General features: G+C 73.2%; 16 protein-coding genes and 2 pseudogenes. 4 read left to right on the top strand and 14 right to left on the bottom strand.

Going from position 1 to position 17,391, the window contains the following annotated elements; genetic code table 11:
- Positions 1–18: 18 nt before the first annotated feature.
- Positions 19–270 carry a ferredoxin gene (locus IH61_RS0128260; protein WP_107057248.1) on the bottom strand — a complete coding sequence of 84 codons (252 nt, stop codon included), beginning with the start codon at positions 268–270 and terminating at the stop codon, positions 19–21.
- Positions 267–1,484 (bottom strand): cytochrome P450, encoded by a 1,218-nt coding sequence (locus IH61_RS0128255; protein WP_037973462.1) that lies wholly within the window; start codon positions 1,482–1,484, stop codon positions 267–269. The genes IH61_RS0128260 and IH61_RS0128255 overlap by 4 nt, the downstream gene beginning before the upstream one ends.
- Positions 1,485–2,075: 591 nt before the next feature.
- Here IH61_RS0128255 and IH61_RS0128250 point away from each other — a divergent pair.
- The 3 genes from IH61_RS0128250 to IH61_RS0128240 are packed head-to-tail and all read left to right on the top strand — an operon-like array spanning position 2,076 to position 4,248.
- On the top strand, positions 2,076–3,161 hold the full coding sequence (locus IH61_RS0128250) for an S-(hydroxymethyl)mycothiol dehydrogenase (protein ID WP_031074873.1): 1,086 nt from the start codon (positions 2,076–2,078) through the stop codon (positions 3,159–3,161).
- Positions 3,161–3,790: an MBL fold metallo-hydrolase gene (locus IH61_RS0128245; RefSeq protein WP_031074871.1), complete on the top strand. Its 630-nt coding sequence runs from the start codon at positions 3,161–3,163 to the stop codon at positions 3,788–3,790. Before IH61_RS0128250 ends, IH61_RS0128245 begins: the two co-directional genes overlap by 1 nt.
- A gap of 56 nt (positions 3,791–3,846) precedes the next feature.
- Positions 3,847–4,248 (top strand): pyridoxamine 5'-phosphate oxidase family protein, encoded by a 402-nt coding sequence (locus tag IH61_RS0128240; RefSeq protein WP_031074870.1) that lies wholly within the window; start codon positions 3,847–3,849, stop codon positions 4,246–4,248.
- Between the two features lie 270 nt (positions 4,249–4,518).
- Here the strand turns inward: IH61_RS0128240 and IH61_RS0128235 are convergent, their stop codons facing one another.
- From IH61_RS0128235 to IH61_RS41525, 11 genes and pseudogenes are all read right to left on the bottom strand, one after another.
- Positions 4,519–7,479 (bottom strand): ATP-binding protein, encoded by a 2,961-nt coding sequence (locus IH61_RS0128235; protein WP_199823401.1) that lies wholly within the window; start codon positions 7,477–7,479, stop codon positions 4,519–4,521.
- 108 nt (positions 7,480–7,587) lie between these two features.
- On the bottom strand, positions 7,588–7,929 hold the full coding sequence (locus tag IH61_RS0128230) for a hypothetical protein (protein WP_051838177.1): 342 nt from the start codon (positions 7,927–7,929) through the stop codon (positions 7,588–7,590).
- A 209-nt stretch (positions 7,930–8,138) separates the two neighbouring features.
- On the bottom strand, positions 8,139–9,314 hold the full coding sequence (locus IH61_RS0128225) for a GNAT family N-acetyltransferase (protein ID WP_031074867.1): 1,176 nt from the start codon (positions 9,312–9,314) through the stop codon (positions 8,139–8,141).
- Positions 9,315–9,325: 11 nt separating this feature from the next.
- Positions 9,326–9,856: a MaoC/PaaZ C-terminal domain-containing protein gene (locus IH61_RS0128220; protein ID WP_031074866.1), complete on the bottom strand. Its 531-nt coding sequence runs from the start codon at positions 9,854–9,856 to the stop codon at positions 9,326–9,328.
- The gene (locus tag IH61_RS41535; RefSeq protein ID WP_234327372.1) at positions 9,853–10,491 is read right to left on the bottom strand and encodes an aldolase/citrate lyase family protein; all 639 of its coding nucleotides are present in this window, start codon (positions 10,489–10,491) and stop codon (positions 9,853–9,855) included. The genes IH61_RS0128220 and IH61_RS41535 overlap by 4 nt, the downstream gene beginning before the upstream one ends.
- Before the next feature lie 228 nt (positions 10,492–10,719).
- Entirely contained in the window at positions 10,720–10,980 is a 261-nt protein-coding gene (locus IH61_RS48950; RefSeq protein WP_234327371.1) for an acyl carrier protein, read from the bottom strand.
- A 12-nt stretch (positions 10,981–10,992) separates the two neighbouring features.
- A pseudogene (gene dmpG / locus IH61_RS0128210) lies at positions 10,993–11,991 on the bottom strand (4-hydroxy-2-oxovalerate aldolase); the annotation flags it as partial.
- Positions 11,988–12,871 (bottom strand): annotated as a pseudogene (locus IH61_RS41530) (acetylating acetaldehyde dehydrogenase). The pseudogenes IH61_RS41530 and dmpG, both read right to left, overlap by 4 nt.
- Positions 12,872–12,915: 44 nt before the next feature.
- Positions 12,916–13,713: a 2-keto-4-pentenoate hydratase gene (locus IH61_RS0128200; protein WP_051838173.1), complete on the bottom strand. Its 798-nt coding sequence runs from the start codon at positions 13,711–13,713 to the stop codon at positions 12,916–12,918.
- Positions 13,706–14,449, bottom strand: a complete 744-nt coding sequence (locus IH61_RS0128195) for an NUDIX hydrolase (RefSeq protein ID WP_234327368.1) — start codon at positions 14,447–14,449, stop codon at positions 13,706–13,708. Before IH61_RS0128195 ends, IH61_RS0128200 begins: the two co-directional genes overlap by 8 nt.
- Before the next feature lie 222 nt (positions 14,450–14,671).
- Positions 14,672–15,118, bottom strand: a complete 447-nt coding sequence (locus IH61_RS41525; protein ID WP_051838172.1) for an ATP-binding protein — start codon at positions 15,116–15,118, stop codon at positions 14,672–14,674.
- A gap of 220 nt (positions 15,119–15,338) precedes the next feature.
- Between IH61_RS41525 and IH61_RS0128185 the strand changes: the two genes are divergently transcribed.
- A complete protein-coding gene (locus IH61_RS0128185) occupies positions 15,339–16,637 on the top strand; it encodes a helix-turn-helix domain-containing protein (RefSeq protein WP_031074860.1) in 1,299 nt (432 codons plus the stop codon).
- Here the strand turns inward: IH61_RS0128185 and IH61_RS0128180 are convergent.
- Positions 16,605–17,237 carry an HAD family hydrolase gene (locus IH61_RS0128180; RefSeq protein WP_234327370.1) on the bottom strand — a complete coding sequence of 211 codons (633 nt, stop codon included), beginning with the start codon at positions 17,235–17,237 and terminating at the stop codon, positions 16,605–16,607. The genes IH61_RS0128185 and IH61_RS0128180 overlap by 33 nt on opposite strands.
- Between the last annotated feature and the right edge of the window lie 154 nt (positions 17,238–17,391).

Here is a 17,391-nt window from a genome sequence, read left to right as displayed (position 1 = left end):
CCCCTCCGTCGGCGATCCTCACTCCGACGGGGCGATCCGGTACCCGCCGCGCGCCGACAGCAGGGTCAGCGCCTCGACCGGGCAGTAGTCCACCGCGTCGGCCAGCTCCGGCGTCAGGTCCGCGCCGCCGTCCGCGTACGGGGCGAGCGGCTCGGCCACGCCGTCCGGCCCGAGGACGAGCGCGGCGGGCGCACCGAGGGCACACATCCCGGAGCCGATGCAGCGCCCGCGGTCCACCCGCACGACCACGGCCTCCGGCGACGCCGTCACCAGGTGACCCCGAGCGCGTTCGGGCTGCGGGTCAGCAGGCCCCGCCGCCAGTCGATGCCCTCCACCGGCTCGTCCAGCCGCAGCGAGGGCAGCCGGCGGGCCAGGCGGTGCAGGGCCAGTTCCAGTTCCATCCGGGCCAGCCAGGCGCCCAGGCAGTGGTGGGGCCCGGCGCCGAAGGTGAGGCTGGGGGCGGCGAGGGGGGAGAACAGCTCGGTGAGCAGGTCCGAGGTGAAGACGCCCGGGTCCTGGTTGGCGGCATTGGTGTCCGCAGCGACCACGCTGCCGGCGGGGATGAGCACCCCGCCGATCTCCACCTCCTCGACGGCGCGGCGCAGCAGTCCGGGCATGTGGTCGGTGGTGTCGCCCAGCGGCACGCCGCGCAGCAGCTGCTCGGTGGCGGCGCTCGCGCTGGCCTCGTCGGCGGCGAGCCGGCTCCAGGCTTCGCGGCCCTCCTGCAGCAGGTAGACCAGGGCGTTGCCGAGGCTGGTCATGGTGGTCTCGTGGCCGGCGATCACCAGGCCGATGACGAGGGTGACCAACTGCTCCTCGGTCATGCTGCCGTCCGCGGCGGCCGTGATCAGGCTGCTGACCAGGTCGTCGCCGGGGGCGGCGCGGCGCTCGACGATCACCTGGGTGCCGAAGGCGTAGAACTCGCCCATGGCGGTGGCGATCTCCTCGGCGCTGTACGCGGTGGCGGAGAGCGCGTGGTCGCTCCAGTGCCCGATGCGCTTGGAGTCGAGGTTGTCCAGGCCCATCAGACGGCTGATCACGGAGACGGGCAGCGGGCGGGTGTAGGCGCCGACGATGTCGGCGGGGGAGCCGGCGTCGATCAGCTCGTCGATCAGGGACTCGACCACCGAGGCCACCCAGGGCCGCCAGCGGGCGATGGCCCGGGGGGTGAACGCCCGCTGCACGGTGCGGCGCAGCCGCTGGTGGTCGGTGCCGTCGATGTTCAGCATGCTCTGCGGGTCGTCGAGGATGTTCGGGGCGAGGGTGATCGGCGGGGCGTCCGTCGCGTAGAGGGCGCTGCGGTTCAGCCGGGGGTCGGTGAGGACCTGGCGCACGTCGGCGTGGCGGCTGACCAGCCACACGGGGGTGCCGGTGCGCAGGGCGGCGAGCCGGGGCGGGCCGGGCACCGCGTGGCGCAGGCAGTGCATCGGGGGGAGCGGCGCGGTGCCGGTCGCGGCACCGGTCGCACTGTTCTGGGCGGGCATCCGAACTCCAGACTCCAGGGCGGTGAGCCGCGGGCTGCGGCTCGACGGGGGGAACCGGGATGGTGCGTGCGGCTGGCGGTGGTGCGGGCCGGGTGGAGCACGCGGCTGGGTGGGATGGGGTGCGCGGTCGAGGGGGGTGGTCGAGGGGGGTGCGTGGCGTGAAGCGGTGGCGCGAGACGTACGGGCGCGTACGGTCGGTACGCCCCGGGCACGGGCGGTGCGCGGTGGCGCGCCGTCGCGTGGGGCGGGTGCGCCGAGCGTGGTCCGGCCGTCCGCCTCCGCTACGACCGTACGTGGACGGTGAGGTGTCCGTCTGCGGCACTTCCAGCCAACGGCGATGGAATCCGGGCGCTTCGGGGCACTGCGGCGGGCGCCCGGTGCCTCCCGTGCGCCCCTCGTGGCGGGCCCGCGCCGACGCACGTCGCTCTCGCGCCTGCTGAGGGGCGGCCACCTGCCTCGGCCCCGGCTCCACGGCCGGGCGCTAGGCTGCGGGGGCGGCGGTGACGGCGGGTCGGACCGGCGGGCCGCGGCAGGGAACACAGCAGGTCGAGCCGGGTGCGACGGCGCCCCGGTGGACGGAGGTGGGAACGGATGGCCCAGCAGGTCAAGGCAGTCATCGCGCGCGCCAAGGGCGCGCCCGTGGAGGTCACCACGATCGTGGTGCCCGACCCAGGCCCGGGCGAGGCGGTGGTCCGTATCCAAGCCTGCGGGGTCTGTCACACCGACCTCCACTACCGCGAGGGCGGCATCAACGACGAGTTCCCGTTCCTGCTCGGCCACGAGGCCGCGGGCATCGTCGAGACGGTCGGCGAGGGCGTCACCGAGGTCGCGCCCGGCGACTTCGTGATCCTCAACTGGCGTGCGGTCTGCGGCCAGTGTCGCGCCTGTCGGCGCGGGCGCGCGCAGTACTGCTTCAACACCCACAACGCCAAGCAGCGGATGACGCTGCTGGACGGCACCGAGCTGTCCCCGGCGCTGGGGATCGGCGCGTTCGCGGAGAAGACCCTCGTCGCCGCCGGGCAGTGCACCAAGGTCGACCCGCAGGCCGAACCGGCCGTCGCGGGCCTGCTGGGCTGCGGGGTGATGGCGGGCCTCGGCGCCGCGATCAACACCGGCGGCGTGGGCCGGGGCGACTCGGTGGCCGTCATCGGCTGCGGCGGCGTCGGCGGCGCGGCCGTGATGGGCTCCCGGCTGGCGGGCGCGGCGAGGATCATCGCCGTCGACATCGACGACCGCAAGCTGGAGAAGGCCCTCGCCCTGGGCGCCACCCACACCGTCAACTCCCGCACCACCGACCCGGTCGAGGCGATCCGCGAGCTGACCGGCGGCAACGGCGCGGACGTCGTCGTCGAGGCGGTCGGCCGCCCGGAGACGTACAAGCAGGCGTTCTACGCCCGCGACCTCGCCGGCACCGTCGTCCTGGTCGGCGTGCCGACCCCGGAGATGACGCTGGAACTGCCGCTGCTCGACGTGTTCGGCCGCGGCGGCGCGCTCAAGTCCTCCTGGTACGGGGACTGCCTGCCCTCGCGGGACTTCCCGATGCTGATCGACCTCTACCTCCAGGGCCGCCTGGACCTGGGCGCGTTCGTCACCGAGACCATCGAACTCGACGGCGTGGAGCAGGCGTTCGCGCGGATGCACGAGGGCGACGTGCTGCGCTCGGTGGTGGTGTTCTGATGACCGCTCGAATCGACCGGCTCGTCACCTCCGGCACCTTCGACCTCGACGGCGGCAGCTGGGAGGTGGAGAACAACGTCTGGATCGTCGGCGACGACGCCGAGGCGGTGGTCATCGACGCCGCGCACGACGCCGGGGCCATCGAGGCGGCGCTCGGCGGCCGGAGGCTGCTGGCGATCGTCTCCACCCACGCCCACAACGACCACATCGACGCCGCCCCGGCCCTCGCCGAGCGCACCGGCGCGCCGATCCTGCTGCACCCCGACGACCTGCCGCTGTGGAAGCTCACCCACCCCGAGCGGCTGCCGGACGGCGAACTCTCCGACGGGCAGGTCATCGAGGTGGCGGGGACGGAACTGACCGTGCTGCACACCCCGGGCCACGCCCCCGGCGCGGTCTGCCTGTACGCCCCGGGCCTGGGCACCGTCTTCACCGGCGACACCCTCTTCCAGGGCGGCCCGGGCGCCACCGGGCGGTCGTTCTCGCACTTCCCGACGATCGTCGAGTCCATCCGCGAGCGGCTGCTGTCGCTCCCGGCGGAGACCGTGGTGCGCACCGGCCACGGCGACCCGACCACCATCGGCGCCGAGGCCCCGGCTTTGCCGGAGTGGATCGCGCGCGGGCACTGATCTTCCCGCGGCCCCGGGTGACCGGACTCCTCTCCCGGGGCCGTACGATCGCGATCATGGCCCACGATCCGCGCGACCTCGACGACGCCCTGCTCGCCTTCTGGAGCGAGCGGCACATCGCCACCCTGACCACCGCCCGCCCGGACGGTTCGCCGCACGTGGTGCCGGTCGGGGTCACCTTCGACCCGAAGACCGGGACGGCCCGGGTGATCACCAGCCGTACGAGCCGCAAGGCGCGCAACGTTGTGGCGGCGGGGGAGAAGGGGCAGCGCGTCGCGCTCTGCCAGGTGGACCGGGCGCGCTGGTCCACCCTCGAGGGCGTGGCCGTCGTCCGCGACGAGCCCGAGCAGGTCGCCGACGCGGAGCGCCGCTACGCCGAGCGCTACCGCACGCCCCGGGAGAACCCGGACCGGGTGGTCATCGAGATCGCCGTCGAACGGGTCCTCGGGCGGGGCTGACGGCGGCCCGGCACTACTCCAGTAGTGCCACTACAGATGTAGTCGGATGCAGTGGAACTACATCCGTAGTGGCACTACGGATGTAGTTCCACGCCTGAGGAGCCGGTGAACGGGTCCGGCCGGGTCCGTCCCCTGTGCGGACCCGACCGGGTGCCTCGGGGGCGGCGGTGAGTGGTCGGGTCCACGGGCGCGCCCCGACGGACGGCGCGTCGTGGAGGCGCCTGTGCCGTGTGGCTTTTCGACCGTAGGCCGGGAAGTCTTACCGATTGCTTACCGATCGGTGGCCGGGAGGGTGTCGCCGAGTTCCCGGGCCTCGTCGAGGGCGCGGGCGGCGGACTTGGGCAGGCCAGCGGACCGGTAGGCGCGGGCGAGGGTGCGCAGGGCGTCCGCGAGGAAGGAGCGCCAGCCTCGGGCCCGCCAGACGAGGACGGACTCCTCGAGGCGGGCGATGGCCGAGGCGTGGTCGCCGTCGGCGAGGTCCAGTTCGCCGAGGACGCCGAGGGCGTGGGCGAGGTGGTGGCCCATGGCGAAGCGGCGGGCGATGGTCAGGGCCGCCTCGGCCGTCTCCCGGGCCCGGGGGTCGCCGGTGGCCGCCTGGAAGGTGGCGAGGTAGAGCAGGGAGAACGCCTCCACGTAGCGGTCCTGGAGGGAGCGGGCCATGGCGAGGGAGCGGGTGAGCAGCTCGCAGCCGTGCTCGACCTGGCCGTTGCGGCCGTGGGCGGCGCCGAGGAACTGGATGGCGGTCGCCTCGAAGCGGGTGTTGCCGATCATACGGGCCAGGCGCAGGGCCTCGGTGAGGTGCTCGATGGTGCGGTCGAGGTCGCTCTCGCCGTAGGCGACGGCGATGATCTGGTGGGCCTTGGCCTGGCCGCCGGGGTGGTCGTGGAGAGCACCCAGCTCCAGGGCGCGGTGGGCGGCGTCCAGGGCCTCCTGCTCGCGCCCCTGGGCCACCAGGCTCCAGGCGGCCAGGACGAGGGCGTCGGCGCTTCCGCGCGGCTCGCCCACCCGCTCGAACAGGGTCAGCAGCTCCTCGGCGCGGCCGTGCAGGGCCACCATCGTCTGGCTGCCGTCGCCCGGGGTCGTCCAGGTGGTCACCTCGAGGAGGCCCCGGGTGAGCACGGCCTCGCCCAGGACGTCCCCGGCCGCCCGGCAGGCGTTCAGGACGGCGAGGTGCGTGCTGTACCAGTCGTCGTACAGGCCCCGCACGTCGCAGTACTTCTCCTGGCAGGCGGCCAGGTCCCAGGCCACCGAGGCCAGGCGCAGCCCGGCCGCCTGGCGGGCACTCGCGTTCAGGGCGGGCTGCTCGGCGTCGAACCAGGCCGTCGGGTCGTCCAGCAGGGCGGCGGTGAGCGCGGACGGCAGCCGGTGGCGGGGCGCGTCGCCGTGGAGCGGGGCGAAACAGGGCCCGGGCACCTGGTCGGACGCCTGTTCGGCCAGCCAGAGCCAGGCGCCGAAGGCCCGCTGGAGCGCGGCGCTGCGCGCACCCGGCTCGTCCGTGGCCTGGGCGTGCTCGCGGGCGTAGAGGCGGACGAGGTCGTGGAAGCGGTAGCGCAGGTGGGGCTCGGTGCCGGTCTCCTGGAGGAGCTGCGCGTCGATCAGCTCCTCCAGGCGCCGCTGCGCCTCCTCCAGGGGCGTGTCGGTGACCGCCGCCGCCACCCAGGGCGCGAAGTCGGGGGCGTCCAGCAGGCCCAGCAGCCGGAACGTACGGCGGGTGGGCTCCCGCAGGCGGGCGTAGCCGACGGCGAATCCGGCCCGTACGGCGAGGTCCCCGGCGGCCAGTTCGTCGAGGCGGCGGCGTTCGTCGGCCAGCAGGTCCGCCAGGCGGGCCAGGGTCCAGCGCGGGCGGGCGGCCAGGCGGGCCCCGGCGATGCGGACGGCCAGGGGCATGCCGCCGCACAGCTCGGCGATCCGGGCGGCGGCCATCGGCTCGGCGGCGACTCGGGCGTCGCCGAGGATGCGGCGCAGCAGCGACTGGGCCTGGGCGGAGTCGAGTTCGCCGAGGTCGACCAGCCGGGCGCCGGGCAGGGCGGTGAGGGCGGAGCGGCTGGTGACGAGGACGGCGGGGCCCTGGGCGCCCCGCGCCGAGGTGCTGGGGAGGAGCGGTCTGAGCTGCTGCTCGTCGGCGGCGTTGTCGAGCAGGATGAGCACGCGGCGGCCGGCGAGCAGGGTGCGGTAGAGCGCGGAGCGTTCGTCGAGGGACTCGGGGATCTCCCGGGCATCGGCGCCGAGGGCGCGCAGGAAGGCGGCCAGGACGCGGGCGGGGTCGGCGGGGGACGCGTCGGCGCCGCGCAGGTCCGCGTAGAGGCGCCCGTCGGGGTAGTGGGCGGCGGCGCGGTGGGCGGTGTGGACGGCGAGCGCGGTCTTGCCGATGCCGCCCATGCCGGAGACGACAGGGACGAGACCGGCGGCCAGGGCGTCCAGGATGCTGTGCGCCTGTTCCTCGCGTCCGGTGAAGTCCGGGATGTCGCCGGGGAGTTGAGAGGGGACGCGAGACGGTCCGGCGCTGGTGTGGAGGCCGGCGCGGTCCTGGGCGAGGAGGGCGAGGAAGACGGACTGCACCTGCTCGCCGGGCTCGATGCCCAGCTCCTCGGAGAGCCGCCGGCGCAGCGACTGGAAGCGGCGCAGGGCTTCGGCGGCCCGTCCGTCGGCGGCGAGGAGGCGCAGGTGGGCGGCGTGGACGGGCTCGTCGAAGGGGTGCTCGTCCGCGAGGGCCGTCACGGCGGGGAGCGCGGTGCGGGGTGCGCCGGTGGCGAGGGAGGCTTCGGCGAGGGACAGGGCGGCGGCGCGTACGGCGGCCTCCACGGCCGTCACCAGCGGGTCCTCCCGGTGCACCCGCTCCAGCCCGGCCAGCACCCGGCCTCGGCGCAGGGCGAGCGCCTCGGCGAGGTCCCCGTCGGCGGTGAGGGCGCGGAAGCGGGCGAGGTCCACGGCGTCGGGCGCGGTCAGCAGCCGGTACCCCTGCGCGTCGGACTCGAGCGCCACCGTCTCGTCCCCGAACCGGCCCAGCCAGGCGCGCAGCCGCGACATCCCCGTGTGCACCGCCCCCCGGCCCACCCGGTCCGCCTGCCCCGCCCACACCAGCTCCAGCAGCCGCCCCACCGGCAGCCGCTCCCCCTCGGCGAGCAGCAGCGCCCCCAGCAGCCCCCGCAGGACGGTCGCACGCGGCAGCGCCTGCGGCACGGAGTCCGCGGCGACCGTCAAGGGGCCCAGCAGCCCGAACGTCATCCTCATCCGCTTCAGCCCCCAGTAGAGAAGCACCTGCCGCGCCGCGCCCGGCGTGATCACGACACTAGTACGGATGCTGACCGGCGGTGGCCGCGCGGGTGGGCCGTCGCGCCCTCAGCCTCCGAGGCGGCCGGTGATCCCCGACAGACTGTCCCGCGCGGGCGGCACGACACCGGGCATGGGGCCACCCTCGGGGGCGACGCTGCTCGGGATCGGGCCGCCCTCGGGGCTGACGTTGGTCGGGAGCGGCCCGCCGTCGTGCGCGGGCGGCACGACGCCGGGGAACGGCCCGCCGTCGGGGGCGACGCCGGTCGGGTACGGCCCGCCGTCGTGCGCGGGCGGCACGACGCCGGGCAGGGGCCCGTTGGCGTGCGCCGTGCCGGTCGCCAGGAAGGCTGCTCCCGCCATCGCCGCCACGGCCACGATGCGCCTGATCCCCTTGCTGCTCACCATCATCGATCCCCTCCAGAGCACCCGAAGGTGCACGCACGGGCCGCCCCCTGCGGCCCGTTCCTGCGCCCAGCTAACCCGACGCGGGCCGCCGGGCAAACCAGGTGGCCGAATCCGAAGCCGGTTCTGTCCACGAACGAATGCCCGGACACCAAACGCCCGTACAGGGGCGGCTCGGTGGCGGAAGTCGGCGCCGTCGGGGGCGGGGGCGCGGTTCAGAAGTGGTCGGGCAACCAGGGGACCTCCAGGATGGTGGCTCGGAGGAAGGCGGAGAGGCAGGCGTCCGAGCGGGCTCGGACGCCGGACAGGCGGGCGGCCTCCGGGCTTCGCCAGCCTCCGGCGTACCAAACGGCGAACTGGCCGGTGGTGAGGGACACGTGGCCTTCGTCCCGGGTGGGGGTGAGGGCGCCAGCACCGGCGCGGATGCGGAGCAGGAAGCGGTGGGGTGTTGTGCGGGGGGCTTCCTGCCCGATCTCGATGGGCAGCTCCAGGTCCAGGCCGTGGGGCCACCCACGTAGGCGTACCGCGCCTCGGGGGTCGAGGATACGCAGCATCCAGGGGTGCCAGGCTCGGGTGGCGACCCGGTAGCGGTGGAGGTTGTGCAGCAGCAGGGGTGCCGGTGGGAGGACGCCACGGCGGAAGTGGACGGTCTCGGTGCGGCTGTGATGGCGGGCGAGGAAGGCGAGCATCGCGGCGGCGCAGTTGTGGTCCTCCGCCCAGAAGTCGTGGACGGTGAGGTCGGTGCCGTGGTGGTCTCGTCGGCTGGTGGTGAGGGAGAGCCATCCGGAGGTCGGCAGACCGGGGCGGTGAAAGTAGTAGGTGGTCAGGCGGTTCTCGGTCGTCTTCCAGTCCTGCCACCACGTGGGGCGCTGGAGGGGACCGTTCCAGCGGCGGGCGAGGTCCTGCTGGAGGCCGTGGGCGTCCGGGGAGTAGCCGTGCTCGATGTGGAAGTCCCCGGTGTGGAAGGAGCGTTTGAGGTCCTCGGCGCGTACGGCGTGGGCGTGTACCGGGACGGGTGCCTGCCAGCCCAGGTGCCGGGCGTAGCCGTTGGAGAGGGTGGAGATGGTGGAGATGACGGCGCCCCGTTCGCGCAGGGGGCGCAGGCGTTCGTGGACCATGCGGGCGGCGAGGCGCTCGCCGCGCTCTTCGGGGGCGACGCTGCCGGCGGCGAGGAGGGCGCTGGGGACGGGGGCGCCGCCGAAGTACTGCGGGACGAACAGGCCCAGTCCGCCGGCGATGACCCTTCCGGCGCGGAGGGCGACGCGGACGTCGGCGTGGCCGTGCAGGTGGGTGATGTCGTCGATGGTGTGGCCGAAGCTGCGGGCGGCCATCTCGTCGTACTCCTGGGTCAGGCTGTCGTCGGCCCGGACGAAGGTGGGTTCGCTGTTCATGGCGCGCCTGTCTAGTAGTTGGCGAGGGTGCGCATGGCGTGGGGGTCGATGGGGAGGAGGAACGTACGGGTGAATGAGATGACCTGTCGGCCGTCCTGGTTGATGCCGCGGGTGCGGCAGGTGACGACGCCGTCGGCCGGGCGGTTCCTGGAGGGGCGTCGGCCGGTGATCTCGGTTTCGGCGTAGAGGGTGTCGCCGACGAAGACCGGGTGGGTGAACCGCACGTCGGTCAGGCCGAGGTTGGCGGTGGTGAGGGCGCTGATGGAGCGGGCGCTCATGCCGCCGACGACGGCGAGGGTGAGGGCGCTGCACACGAGGATGCGGCCCCACTCGGTGTGGGCGGCGTAGGCGGCGTCGAGGTGGATCGGGGCGGCGTTGCCGCTGAGGGTGGTGATGATCGTGTTGTCGGCCTCGGTGACGGTCCGGCCGGGGCGGTGCTCGATGGTCAGGCCCTGGGCCAGTTCCCGGTAGTCGAGTCCGATGACTTCCCGCACGCGGTTCCCGGCGACGCGGCGGTAGCCCTGCGGCAGGTCGGCGCTCACTTCGGCTGCGCCGGGTGTTCGCCGAGGCCCGCGAGGAGGCGCCGTGCCTGGGTGAAGAACGGGGTGCCGCGCATGCGCCCGTCGACGGAGGTGATGTGGTCGCCGCTTCGTTCGGCGGCGGCGACGATCGCCCGGGCTTCGGCGATCTCGTCGTCGCTGGGGCGGAACGCTTCGGTGATGACCGGCAGTTGGCGGGGGTGGATGGCCCCCTTGCCGTGGAAGCCGATCTCCTTGGCGCGGCGGGCCTCTGCGGTGAGGCCCGCCGCGTCGTCGAGTTCGAAGAACGGGGTGTCGACGGCGACGAGGCCGGCGGCGGCGCAGCTGTTGGCGATGGTGTGCCGGGCGTGGCGCATCGCCTCCCATCCGGTGTGGGTGCCGAGTTCGAGGGCGTAGTCGGCGGCGCCGAAGACGGCGCCGGACAGGCGGGGCGCGGGCAGGATCTCGGGCAGGTGGTCGACGGCGCGGGGTGTCTCGATCAGGGCGAACAGGATGGGGCTGTAGGCGGGGGTGTCGAGGATGGCGGACACGAGGGCGATGTCGCGGGTCGATTCGGTCTTGGGCAGGAGGACGAGGTCGGGCTTGCGCGGGTAGGCGGCGATGGCGGCGAGGTCCTTGACGCCGTCGAGGGTGGACAGGGTGTTGACGCGGATGCCCAGGATGCAAGGAGCGCCGTCCAGGGCGAAGAACGCCCGGGCGTCGCGTCGCCCGGTCCTTGGCCGTGGAGGCGACGGAGTCTTCGAGATCGACCAGCACGACGTCGGCTCCGCAGGTGAGCGCGGAGGCGTAGCGGTCGGGCCGGGTGGCGGGGGTCATGAACCAGGCCGGTCCCAGGCGCCGGTGCGGGGAGAGGGTCATGCCCGGGGTCATCCCTTCCGGCTGTTCGACAGGAAGAAGCGGTTCAGGTTCTCCAGGGTGCGCAGACCGGCGATCTGGTCCTCGGTGACCGGCGCCTCGAACTCCTCGGCCAGCAGCACGGAGAGTTCCACCACGGCCAGGGAGTCCAGGCCGATCGCCTCCAGCGTCGAGGCCGGGTCCAGGGTGTCGGGCTGGATGCGCAGCTCGCGCACCAGGAGGTCGTGGAGGTGGGGGTGGATTGCCAGGGCGGGCTGGTCGTGCTCGGGCATGGTGTGTTCCTTGAGCCGGGCGGCCGTTTCGGGGATCAGGTCTTCCTGACCGGCCACCACCTGGCGGCGGCCGAGCGCGGCGAACAGGTCGCCGGGGTGGATGCCTTCGCGGGCGGCGACGTCCAGGACGCGGGTCCTGAAGCCGGAGAAGACGCCGGCCTGGCCGCTCATCACGGCGACGGAGTCGGTGGTCGGAGGGGCCGTCATCAGCTGCTGTTCGGCGAGGTCGGCGGCCTCGAACAGGGCGTGCTGGTCGATGCCGGTGGTGTAGCCGAGACGTTCGAGGACCGGGACCAGCGCCTCGATCTGGGTGTTGCCCGCCCCGGCGCCGAACCCGCGGGCGCAGGCGTCGATGATCCTGGCGCCCGCCTGGACGGCGGCGACCGAGTTGGCGGTGGCCATGGTGAGGTTGTTGTGGCCGTGGAAGACGACCGGTACGTCGACGGCTTCGGTGATCGCGGTGATGCGCTCGGCGACGTCTCCGGGGAGGTAGTGGCCGGCGGAGTCGTAGATCCCGACCGCCTGCGCGCCGTAGCGGGCCATGAGGGCGCACTGCTCGGCGAGTTGGCCCGGGCCGGCCATGTGGCTCATCAGCAGGACGCCGTGTGCCTCGACGCCCCACTCGGCGAGCAGGCCGAGGTGGCGTTCGGTGACGTCCGCTTCGGTGCAGTGCGCGGCCAGGCGTACGACCTGTGCACCCGCGTTGACGGCCAGGCGCAGGTCGTCGCCGGTTCCCCACCCGGGGGCCATGAAGACGCCCATGCGGGCGTTGGTGAGGACGTCGCGCACGGCGGCGAGCATCTCGGCGTCGCTCAGGTCGGCCGGGCCGATCTGCAGGGAGGAGGCGCCCAGTCCGTTGCCGTGTCCGACTTCGATGACGGGTACACCGGCTCGGTCGGCGGCAGCGGCGTAGGCGGACAGTTGCTCGCGCGAGAGCCGGTGGCCGACCGCGTGGTGTCCGTCGCGAAGGGTCGGGTCGTGGAGCTGGACGTGGGTCGGGGTGCCGGTCATGAGCGGGTTCCTTCCGGGTGCAGGGCTCCTGCACGCAGCTCGGCCACCTGGATCGCCGCGGCGTTGATGATCTCGAGGTTCCCGGCGTGGGCGGGGATGCGGTCCCCGGCCGCGGTGACCTCCACCGTGACGGTCACGCGGTCGTGGGCCGTCTCCAGGGCGGTCACCGCGTAGCCGGGGACGAACGCCTGGACCCGCTGGGCGGCGGCCTGGACGAGCGGGCGGATCGCCACGGGGTCGGGAGCGTCGAGGAGGGCGGTGAGGGTGACACAGAAGGGCGGCGGCGGGGTCGCGGGCTGAGGTTGACGAGCACCTTCGCCGTGGGGGCGCCGGTGAAGTGGCGGACGGCCCGCTGCGTGGTGTCGATGTACTCGTCCAGGTTCAGCCGGGTCGCCCGGCCCGCGCTGCGGCTGGCACCGGTGGAGACCAGCTCGACGTAGCGGGGCGTGCGGTGCTGGGCGATGGCGTGCAGGAGCGGGATCGCGGCCTGGCCGCCGCAGCTGATCAGGCTGACGTGGCGCCTGGTCGCCGCGTCGGCCCCGTTGATCGTGGGGACGGTCGCCGCGCCGAGCTTGCTGGGGGTCAGGTCGACGAGCCGGGCGTTCGTGGGTTCGAGGTGGTGCCAGTGCTCGGCGTGGGAGTCGGCGTTGGAGGCGTCGAAGACCACGTCGATGCCGTCGACGGAGTCCGTCAGCGCGGTGATGCCGCCGGTCGTGGTCGGCAGGCCCATCTCGGCTGCCCGGGTCAGGCCGAGGTTGTGGCGGTGGCCCGCCACGAGGCGGCACTCCAGCAGGGCCGAGCGGCGGATCTTCTCCAGCAGGTCGAGGCCGATCAGTCCGGCGCCGAGCACGGCGACGCCGATCGTGCGGTGCGAGGGCATGGGGGTGCTCCAGGGGGAGGGATTGGCGCGAGGGAGCGGGACGGTCAGAGCGCGCGCAGCAGGACGGCGGGAAGCCGGGGAGAGGACGCCTCGACGATCGTGCCGGGGCGCAGCGGGATGCTGGCGTGCACCGATCCGGGAAGGACGAGGTCTCCGGCGCGCAGGCCGCTGCCGAGGCCGTGGAGGCGGCGGGTCAGCCACAGGAGCGCGTTGATCGGGTCGCCGAGGACGTCTCGGCCGTGGCCGACGCAGACCAGCTGGTCATCGACGCGGACGGTGACCAGGACCCGGCCCAGGTCCATGGCGAGGGGGAACGGTACGGGGGCGCCGGTGACGAAGCGGGCCGCGGAGGCGTTGTCGGCGACGCTGTCCTCCAGGGTGATCCCCCAGTCCCCGTAGCGGGTGTCGATCACTTCGAGAGCGAGGAACACCTCGGCCACGGCTGCGCGGGCCGCCTGGTGGTCGAGGGCGGGGCCGGTGAGGTCCCGGCCGAGCCGCAGGCCGATCTCGGCTTCGATGCGGGGGGCGAGCAGTCCCGTCGTGGGCAGTTCACCGCCGCACGGCAGTGCCATGTCCTCCAGCAGGATGCCGGAGTCCGGCTCGCTCACCCCCATCTGCTCCTGCATCGCCGCCGAGGTAAGGCCGATCTTGTGGCCGACGGGACGGGCTCCGCCGTCCAGGCGGCCGCTGATCACGGCCGCCTGGACGCGGTACGCCTGCTCCAGCGTCAGCCCGGGGCCGCTCCGGGCCGGTGGAGCGGTGGGCAGGCCGGACCGCTCGGCCGCCAGCAGCTGCCCGGCCGCGTCCAGCAGCCACTGCGGATCGCCCCGGGTGTCAGTCATGTGTCCTCCCTGTACGGCGGTGGAGCAGGGCCTCGAGGTAGTCCGCGCGCGGCCCCTCGAGTTCGGTGGCCGGACCGTCCACGACGGTGATCCGGTCCAGTTCGGGGGTGCGGCCGGAAGCGGTCTCCGCCGCGACCAGCGCCTCGTACCGCTCGCGCACGGTGTGCTCCGGGAGCGGAGGCGCCTCGAAGTGCACGCCGATGTTGCCGTGCTCACCGCGGGTCACCGCCCACAGCGTCAGGGCCTGCGGCGTCACGTCCACGCCGACCTCCTTGGCCAGCTCCCGGCACGCCTGGCGGCGCAGCTCGGTCTCGTCCAGGAGCCCGGCTCCGACGGGCGGTTCGACGTTGCCGCCGGGCAGCTGCCAGCGTCCGGGCGCCGCCGTCGAGGCGGACATGCGGCCCACGATCAGGCCGCCCGCGTCGGTCGGTTGCGCGACGGTCACGAACACGGACGACACGCGGGGCGCTCCCGGAACGCGGCGCAGCGCGAAGCGCCGGTAGGAAACGGGGGCCCAGGACAGGACGAGGGTGTTGCCGTCGTACCCGGTGGCGGTGCACAGCACCGCCGGGCCGTCGAACAGATCGGGGTTCGCCTGGACGGCCTTCGCCCACACCTGGTCCATGGCGGCGCGGTGCTCCGGTGAGAGCGTCGGCGCGGCCGTCTCGACCAGGTGCAGCATGTCGGCTTCGAGGACTTCGAGACGGTCGGCGGGGACGGGCAGTGAACTGGTCACGTCAGTGGGGTCCTTTCGGGTACCGTGCGCATCGGAATTTTCGTCCTGCTCAACGTGCTCTCGTGGAGCAAGTGGTCAGGCACAGGGCTTGCTCCGATCTGGGATTGGACCGCTCCTCCAGTGGTGCAGCCGACTCGGGAAGCGGCCGAAGTAGCGGGTCCGGGGTCGAGGGCCCGCAGCGGGCGCGACACCCGGGGTGACCCGGCAGGCGACCTCCTGCGATTACGTGGCGGTCTCGCGGGTGGCGTTGGTAGGGGCGATGAGGACCCAGACCGACTTCCCGATATCGCCGGCTCGGGGGCAGTAGCCCCAACGCTCGGCGAGCTCGTTGACGAGGAAGAGGCCGCGCCCGCGCTCGTTGTCGGTGCTGGAGGGGCGGAGGGAGGGGCGTCCACCACCGGCGTCGTGGACCTCGAGGCGCAGGCGGTCGCCGATGAGCGCGAAGCGGATCTCGACGAAGCAGTCCGCGGGCGCGACGGGGTGCTGGACAGCGTTGGCGAACAGCTCGCCGAGGAGGATTTCGCCAACGTCGCGGTAGTGATCACCCACGGGGAGGCCAGCGAGGTAAGCCCGGAGGAGGTACCGCGCGAGGGGCGTCGAGTCCGTGCGAGATTCGAGGCGCGCGGCGAACGAGCGGGGGCGGCTGGCCGCGGAGCAGGCTTCGAGCATGGCGAACTACCTCAGAACGGGAAGGGTGGAATGAGCGCAAGAAAGGGAACCGCTCAGGCAGGCGCGGACAGGCCGGTGCGCGCCGGGGTTAACGCTCCGGCTCCAGGCGGCCGGACGGCAGCGACTGCGATCTGTACGGAATCGATCACACACTGCCAGCACCGCGGGGACAATGGTGTGGCGCGATCCAGAAGCGATCCCACATCCGAGGAGCGCCTTGATGCCCGATCAACTGCGCCACGATATGAGGCAAGCCCGCCGTGCTTCCGGCATGGGCTGGGCCGCGTTCGCTCGCGCCAGCGGGTTCGGTGTGGCGTATCTGCGCAACGTTGAGAACGGCAACCGTAGGGTGACCGAGTCGGTGGCCGCCGCCTACGACAGGGTCCTCGAGACAGGCGGAAGCTTCGCCGCTGCTCTTGCCGCAACCGGGCCTGTGGACGTTTCTTGGAACCAGGCCGGCGCGACTCTGGCGGTTCTCACGAGCCTGATGGAGGGGAGACGAGTGGATCGCCGAGGGTTCCTCGCTGCGGGCGTTGCCCTGTCCGCGTCGACGAACAACTGGGTCACGGCCATCGGGCGCACTCTCCTGGAACCGCGTGCCGCATTTGTGGACGGCGCGTCCCTGCTGGCGGGTTTGGAGGGCCGGCTCAACCTCCTACGCCACGTGGACGACGAGCTCGGCAGCGGCGAGGTCTTCACCGCTGCGCGCAGCGACCTTGCTCTGGCGGTGGCGGCGATCAAGTCCCGGCGCTACAAGGGCGATCACCTGGCGCGCTTGTACGCGATCACCACCGAGGCCGCCCGCCAGGTCGGCTGGGCGGCCTTCGACCAGGGCCGTGTCGGCCTCGCCCAGTCCTATTTCGACGCCTCCTTGCGGGCCTCCGCCGAGTGCGGCGATGTGATCGCCGGCGCCTACACGCTGTCCTTCGCCGCCATTCAGTGCTACTCCTCCCCCGGCCTGGCCAGCCGGGCAGTGTCATTCACGGACACTGCCCGGACCCAGGTACGCGGCCGGAGCACCCCACGGATGGAGGCGATGCTTGCCGCCCGCGCCGCCCGCTCGTGGTCGAAGGGCGGAGCGAAGGAGGAGACCAAGCACCAGCTTCACCTGGCACGCGCGGCGCTGGACAAGGGGCGGTGTGAGGACGACCCCAGCTTCCTCTACTGGGTGGACTACGGCGAGATCGAGATGATCGCCGGCTCCTCCGCCCTGGAACTGGGAGACCCCGCCGAGGCCCTGCGGCGATTCGAAGCCGGAATGCAGGCGTATCCGGGTGACGAGCAGTACCCCCGCAGCCACGCCATCTACCTCGCCCGCGCCGCGGAGGCGCACCTCGCACTGCACGACCTGGACGCGGCCGTGGCAACGGGCCGGCACGCGGCGGCCTGCCTCGGAGCGGTGGACTCCGCCCGCTCCGCGTCCCAACTACGGGGCCTGTGCCAGAAACTGGCCCCGCACACCGCCCACGCGGGGGTTCGCGACTTCCTAGAGGCCCGGCAGCCTCAGAAGTTCGCGTAGCCGTCGGACGACCACGTCCTCGTCCAGCCCCAGCACAGGAGTGAAGCCGAGCCGGCGGGCGGCGGCGAGGTTCTCCTCGCTGTCGTCCACGAACAGGCTCTCCTCGGCGGTGACGCCCAGGCGCTCCAGCACAGCTCTGAACGCCTCGGGTTCGGGCTTGCGGACACCGAGCTCCGCCGACAGCACCACCGCGTCGAACGTGCGGTGCAGGTCGAAGCCTGCGTATGGGTCGTATGGCTGCCGACCGAGGCTGTTGGACAGCACCGCGGTTCGCACCCCTGCCGCACGGGCCTGCCGCGCGACCTGGAGGACCTGGTAGGCCGGGAAAGCGTCGTGAAGGTACCTGGCCAGGAGGTCGTCCCGCTTCACGCCCATCAGGGCCGCGAACCCGGTGTTCCAGTCCTCCTGGCTGATCCGGCCGAGTTCAAGACTTCGGAACAGGTCCTGCCCTCGGGGATCGGCCCACGCACGCAAGAACGTCCCCGGAGCGATCCGCTCCCGGTTCTCGAACCACGTGATGACCTCGACCATGTTCGACGTCAGGACGCCGAAGAAGTCGAAGACCACCGCACGAAACGAAGTCACCGCAGCTCGCTCCATCCGCACAGCGTACGGCCGCTCCTGGCTGGTTGCACCGAGGTTCGGTCAGGTCCGGTGACTGAGGAGGTAATCGTCTGGGCATCCCGTCGCCGTTCAGCCCCGTAGGCGGCGCCACCAGGGGCGGGGTGGGGGTGCTGGGGGGTCGAAGGTGGGT

This window comes from Streptomyces sp. NRRL WC-3742, assembly GCF_000720635.1.
GTDB lineage: Bacteria > Actinomycetota > Actinomycetes > Streptomycetales > Streptomycetaceae > Kitasatospora.
Note: the sequence above shows the minus strand (reverse complement) of the source record. Positions and strands in the feature narration are given on the sequence as shown.

Excerpts from the sequence above, each read along its gene's own strand:
- IH61_RS0128255 (WP_037973462.1), bottom strand. The coding sequence starts at position 1,484 with ATGCCCGCCCAGAACAGTGCGACCGGTGCCGCGACCGGCACCGCGCCG.
- IH61_RS0128250 (WP_031074873.1), top strand. The coding sequence starts at position 2,076 with ATGGCCCAGCAGGTCAAGGCAGTCATCGCGCGCGCCAAGGGCGCGCCC.
- IH61_RS0128245 (WP_031074871.1), top strand. The coding sequence starts at position 3,161 with ATGACCGCTCGAATCGACCGGCTCGTCACCTCCGGCACCTTCGACCTC.
- IH61_RS0128240 (WP_031074870.1), top strand. The coding sequence starts at position 3,847 with ATGGCCCACGATCCGCGCGACCTCGACGACGCCCTGCTCGCCTTCTGG.
- IH61_RS0128235 (WP_199823401.1), bottom strand. The coding sequence starts at position 7,479 with ATGAGGATGACGTTCGGGCTGCTGGGCCCCTTGACGGTCGCCGCGGAC.
- IH61_RS0128230 (WP_051838177.1), bottom strand. The coding sequence starts at position 7,929 with ATGATGGTGAGCAGCAAGGGGATCAGGCGCATCGTGGCCGTGGCGGCG.
- IH61_RS0128225 (WP_031074867.1), bottom strand. The coding sequence starts at position 9,314 with ATGAACAGCGAACCCACCTTCGTCCGGGCCGACGACAGCCTGACCCAG.
- IH61_RS48950 (WP_234327371.1), bottom strand. The coding sequence starts at position 10,980 with ATGCCCGAGCACGACCAGCCCGCCCTGGCAATCCACCCCCACCTCCAC.
- IH61_RS0128200 (WP_051838173.1), bottom strand. The coding sequence starts at position 13,713 with ATGACTGACACCCGGGGCGATCCGCAGTGGCTGCTGGACGCGGCCGGG.
- IH61_RS41525 (WP_051838172.1), bottom strand. The coding sequence starts at position 15,118 with ATGCTCGAAGCCTGCTCCGCGGCCAGCCGCCCCCGCTCGTTCGCCGCG.
- IH61_RS0128185 (WP_031074860.1), top strand. The coding sequence starts at position 15,339 with ATGCCCGATCAACTGCGCCACGATATGAGGCAAGCCCGCCGTGCTTCC.
- IH61_RS0128180 (WP_234327370.1), bottom strand. The coding sequence starts at position 17,237 with ATGGAGCGAGCTGCGGTGACTTCGTTTCGTGCGGTGGTCTTCGACTTC.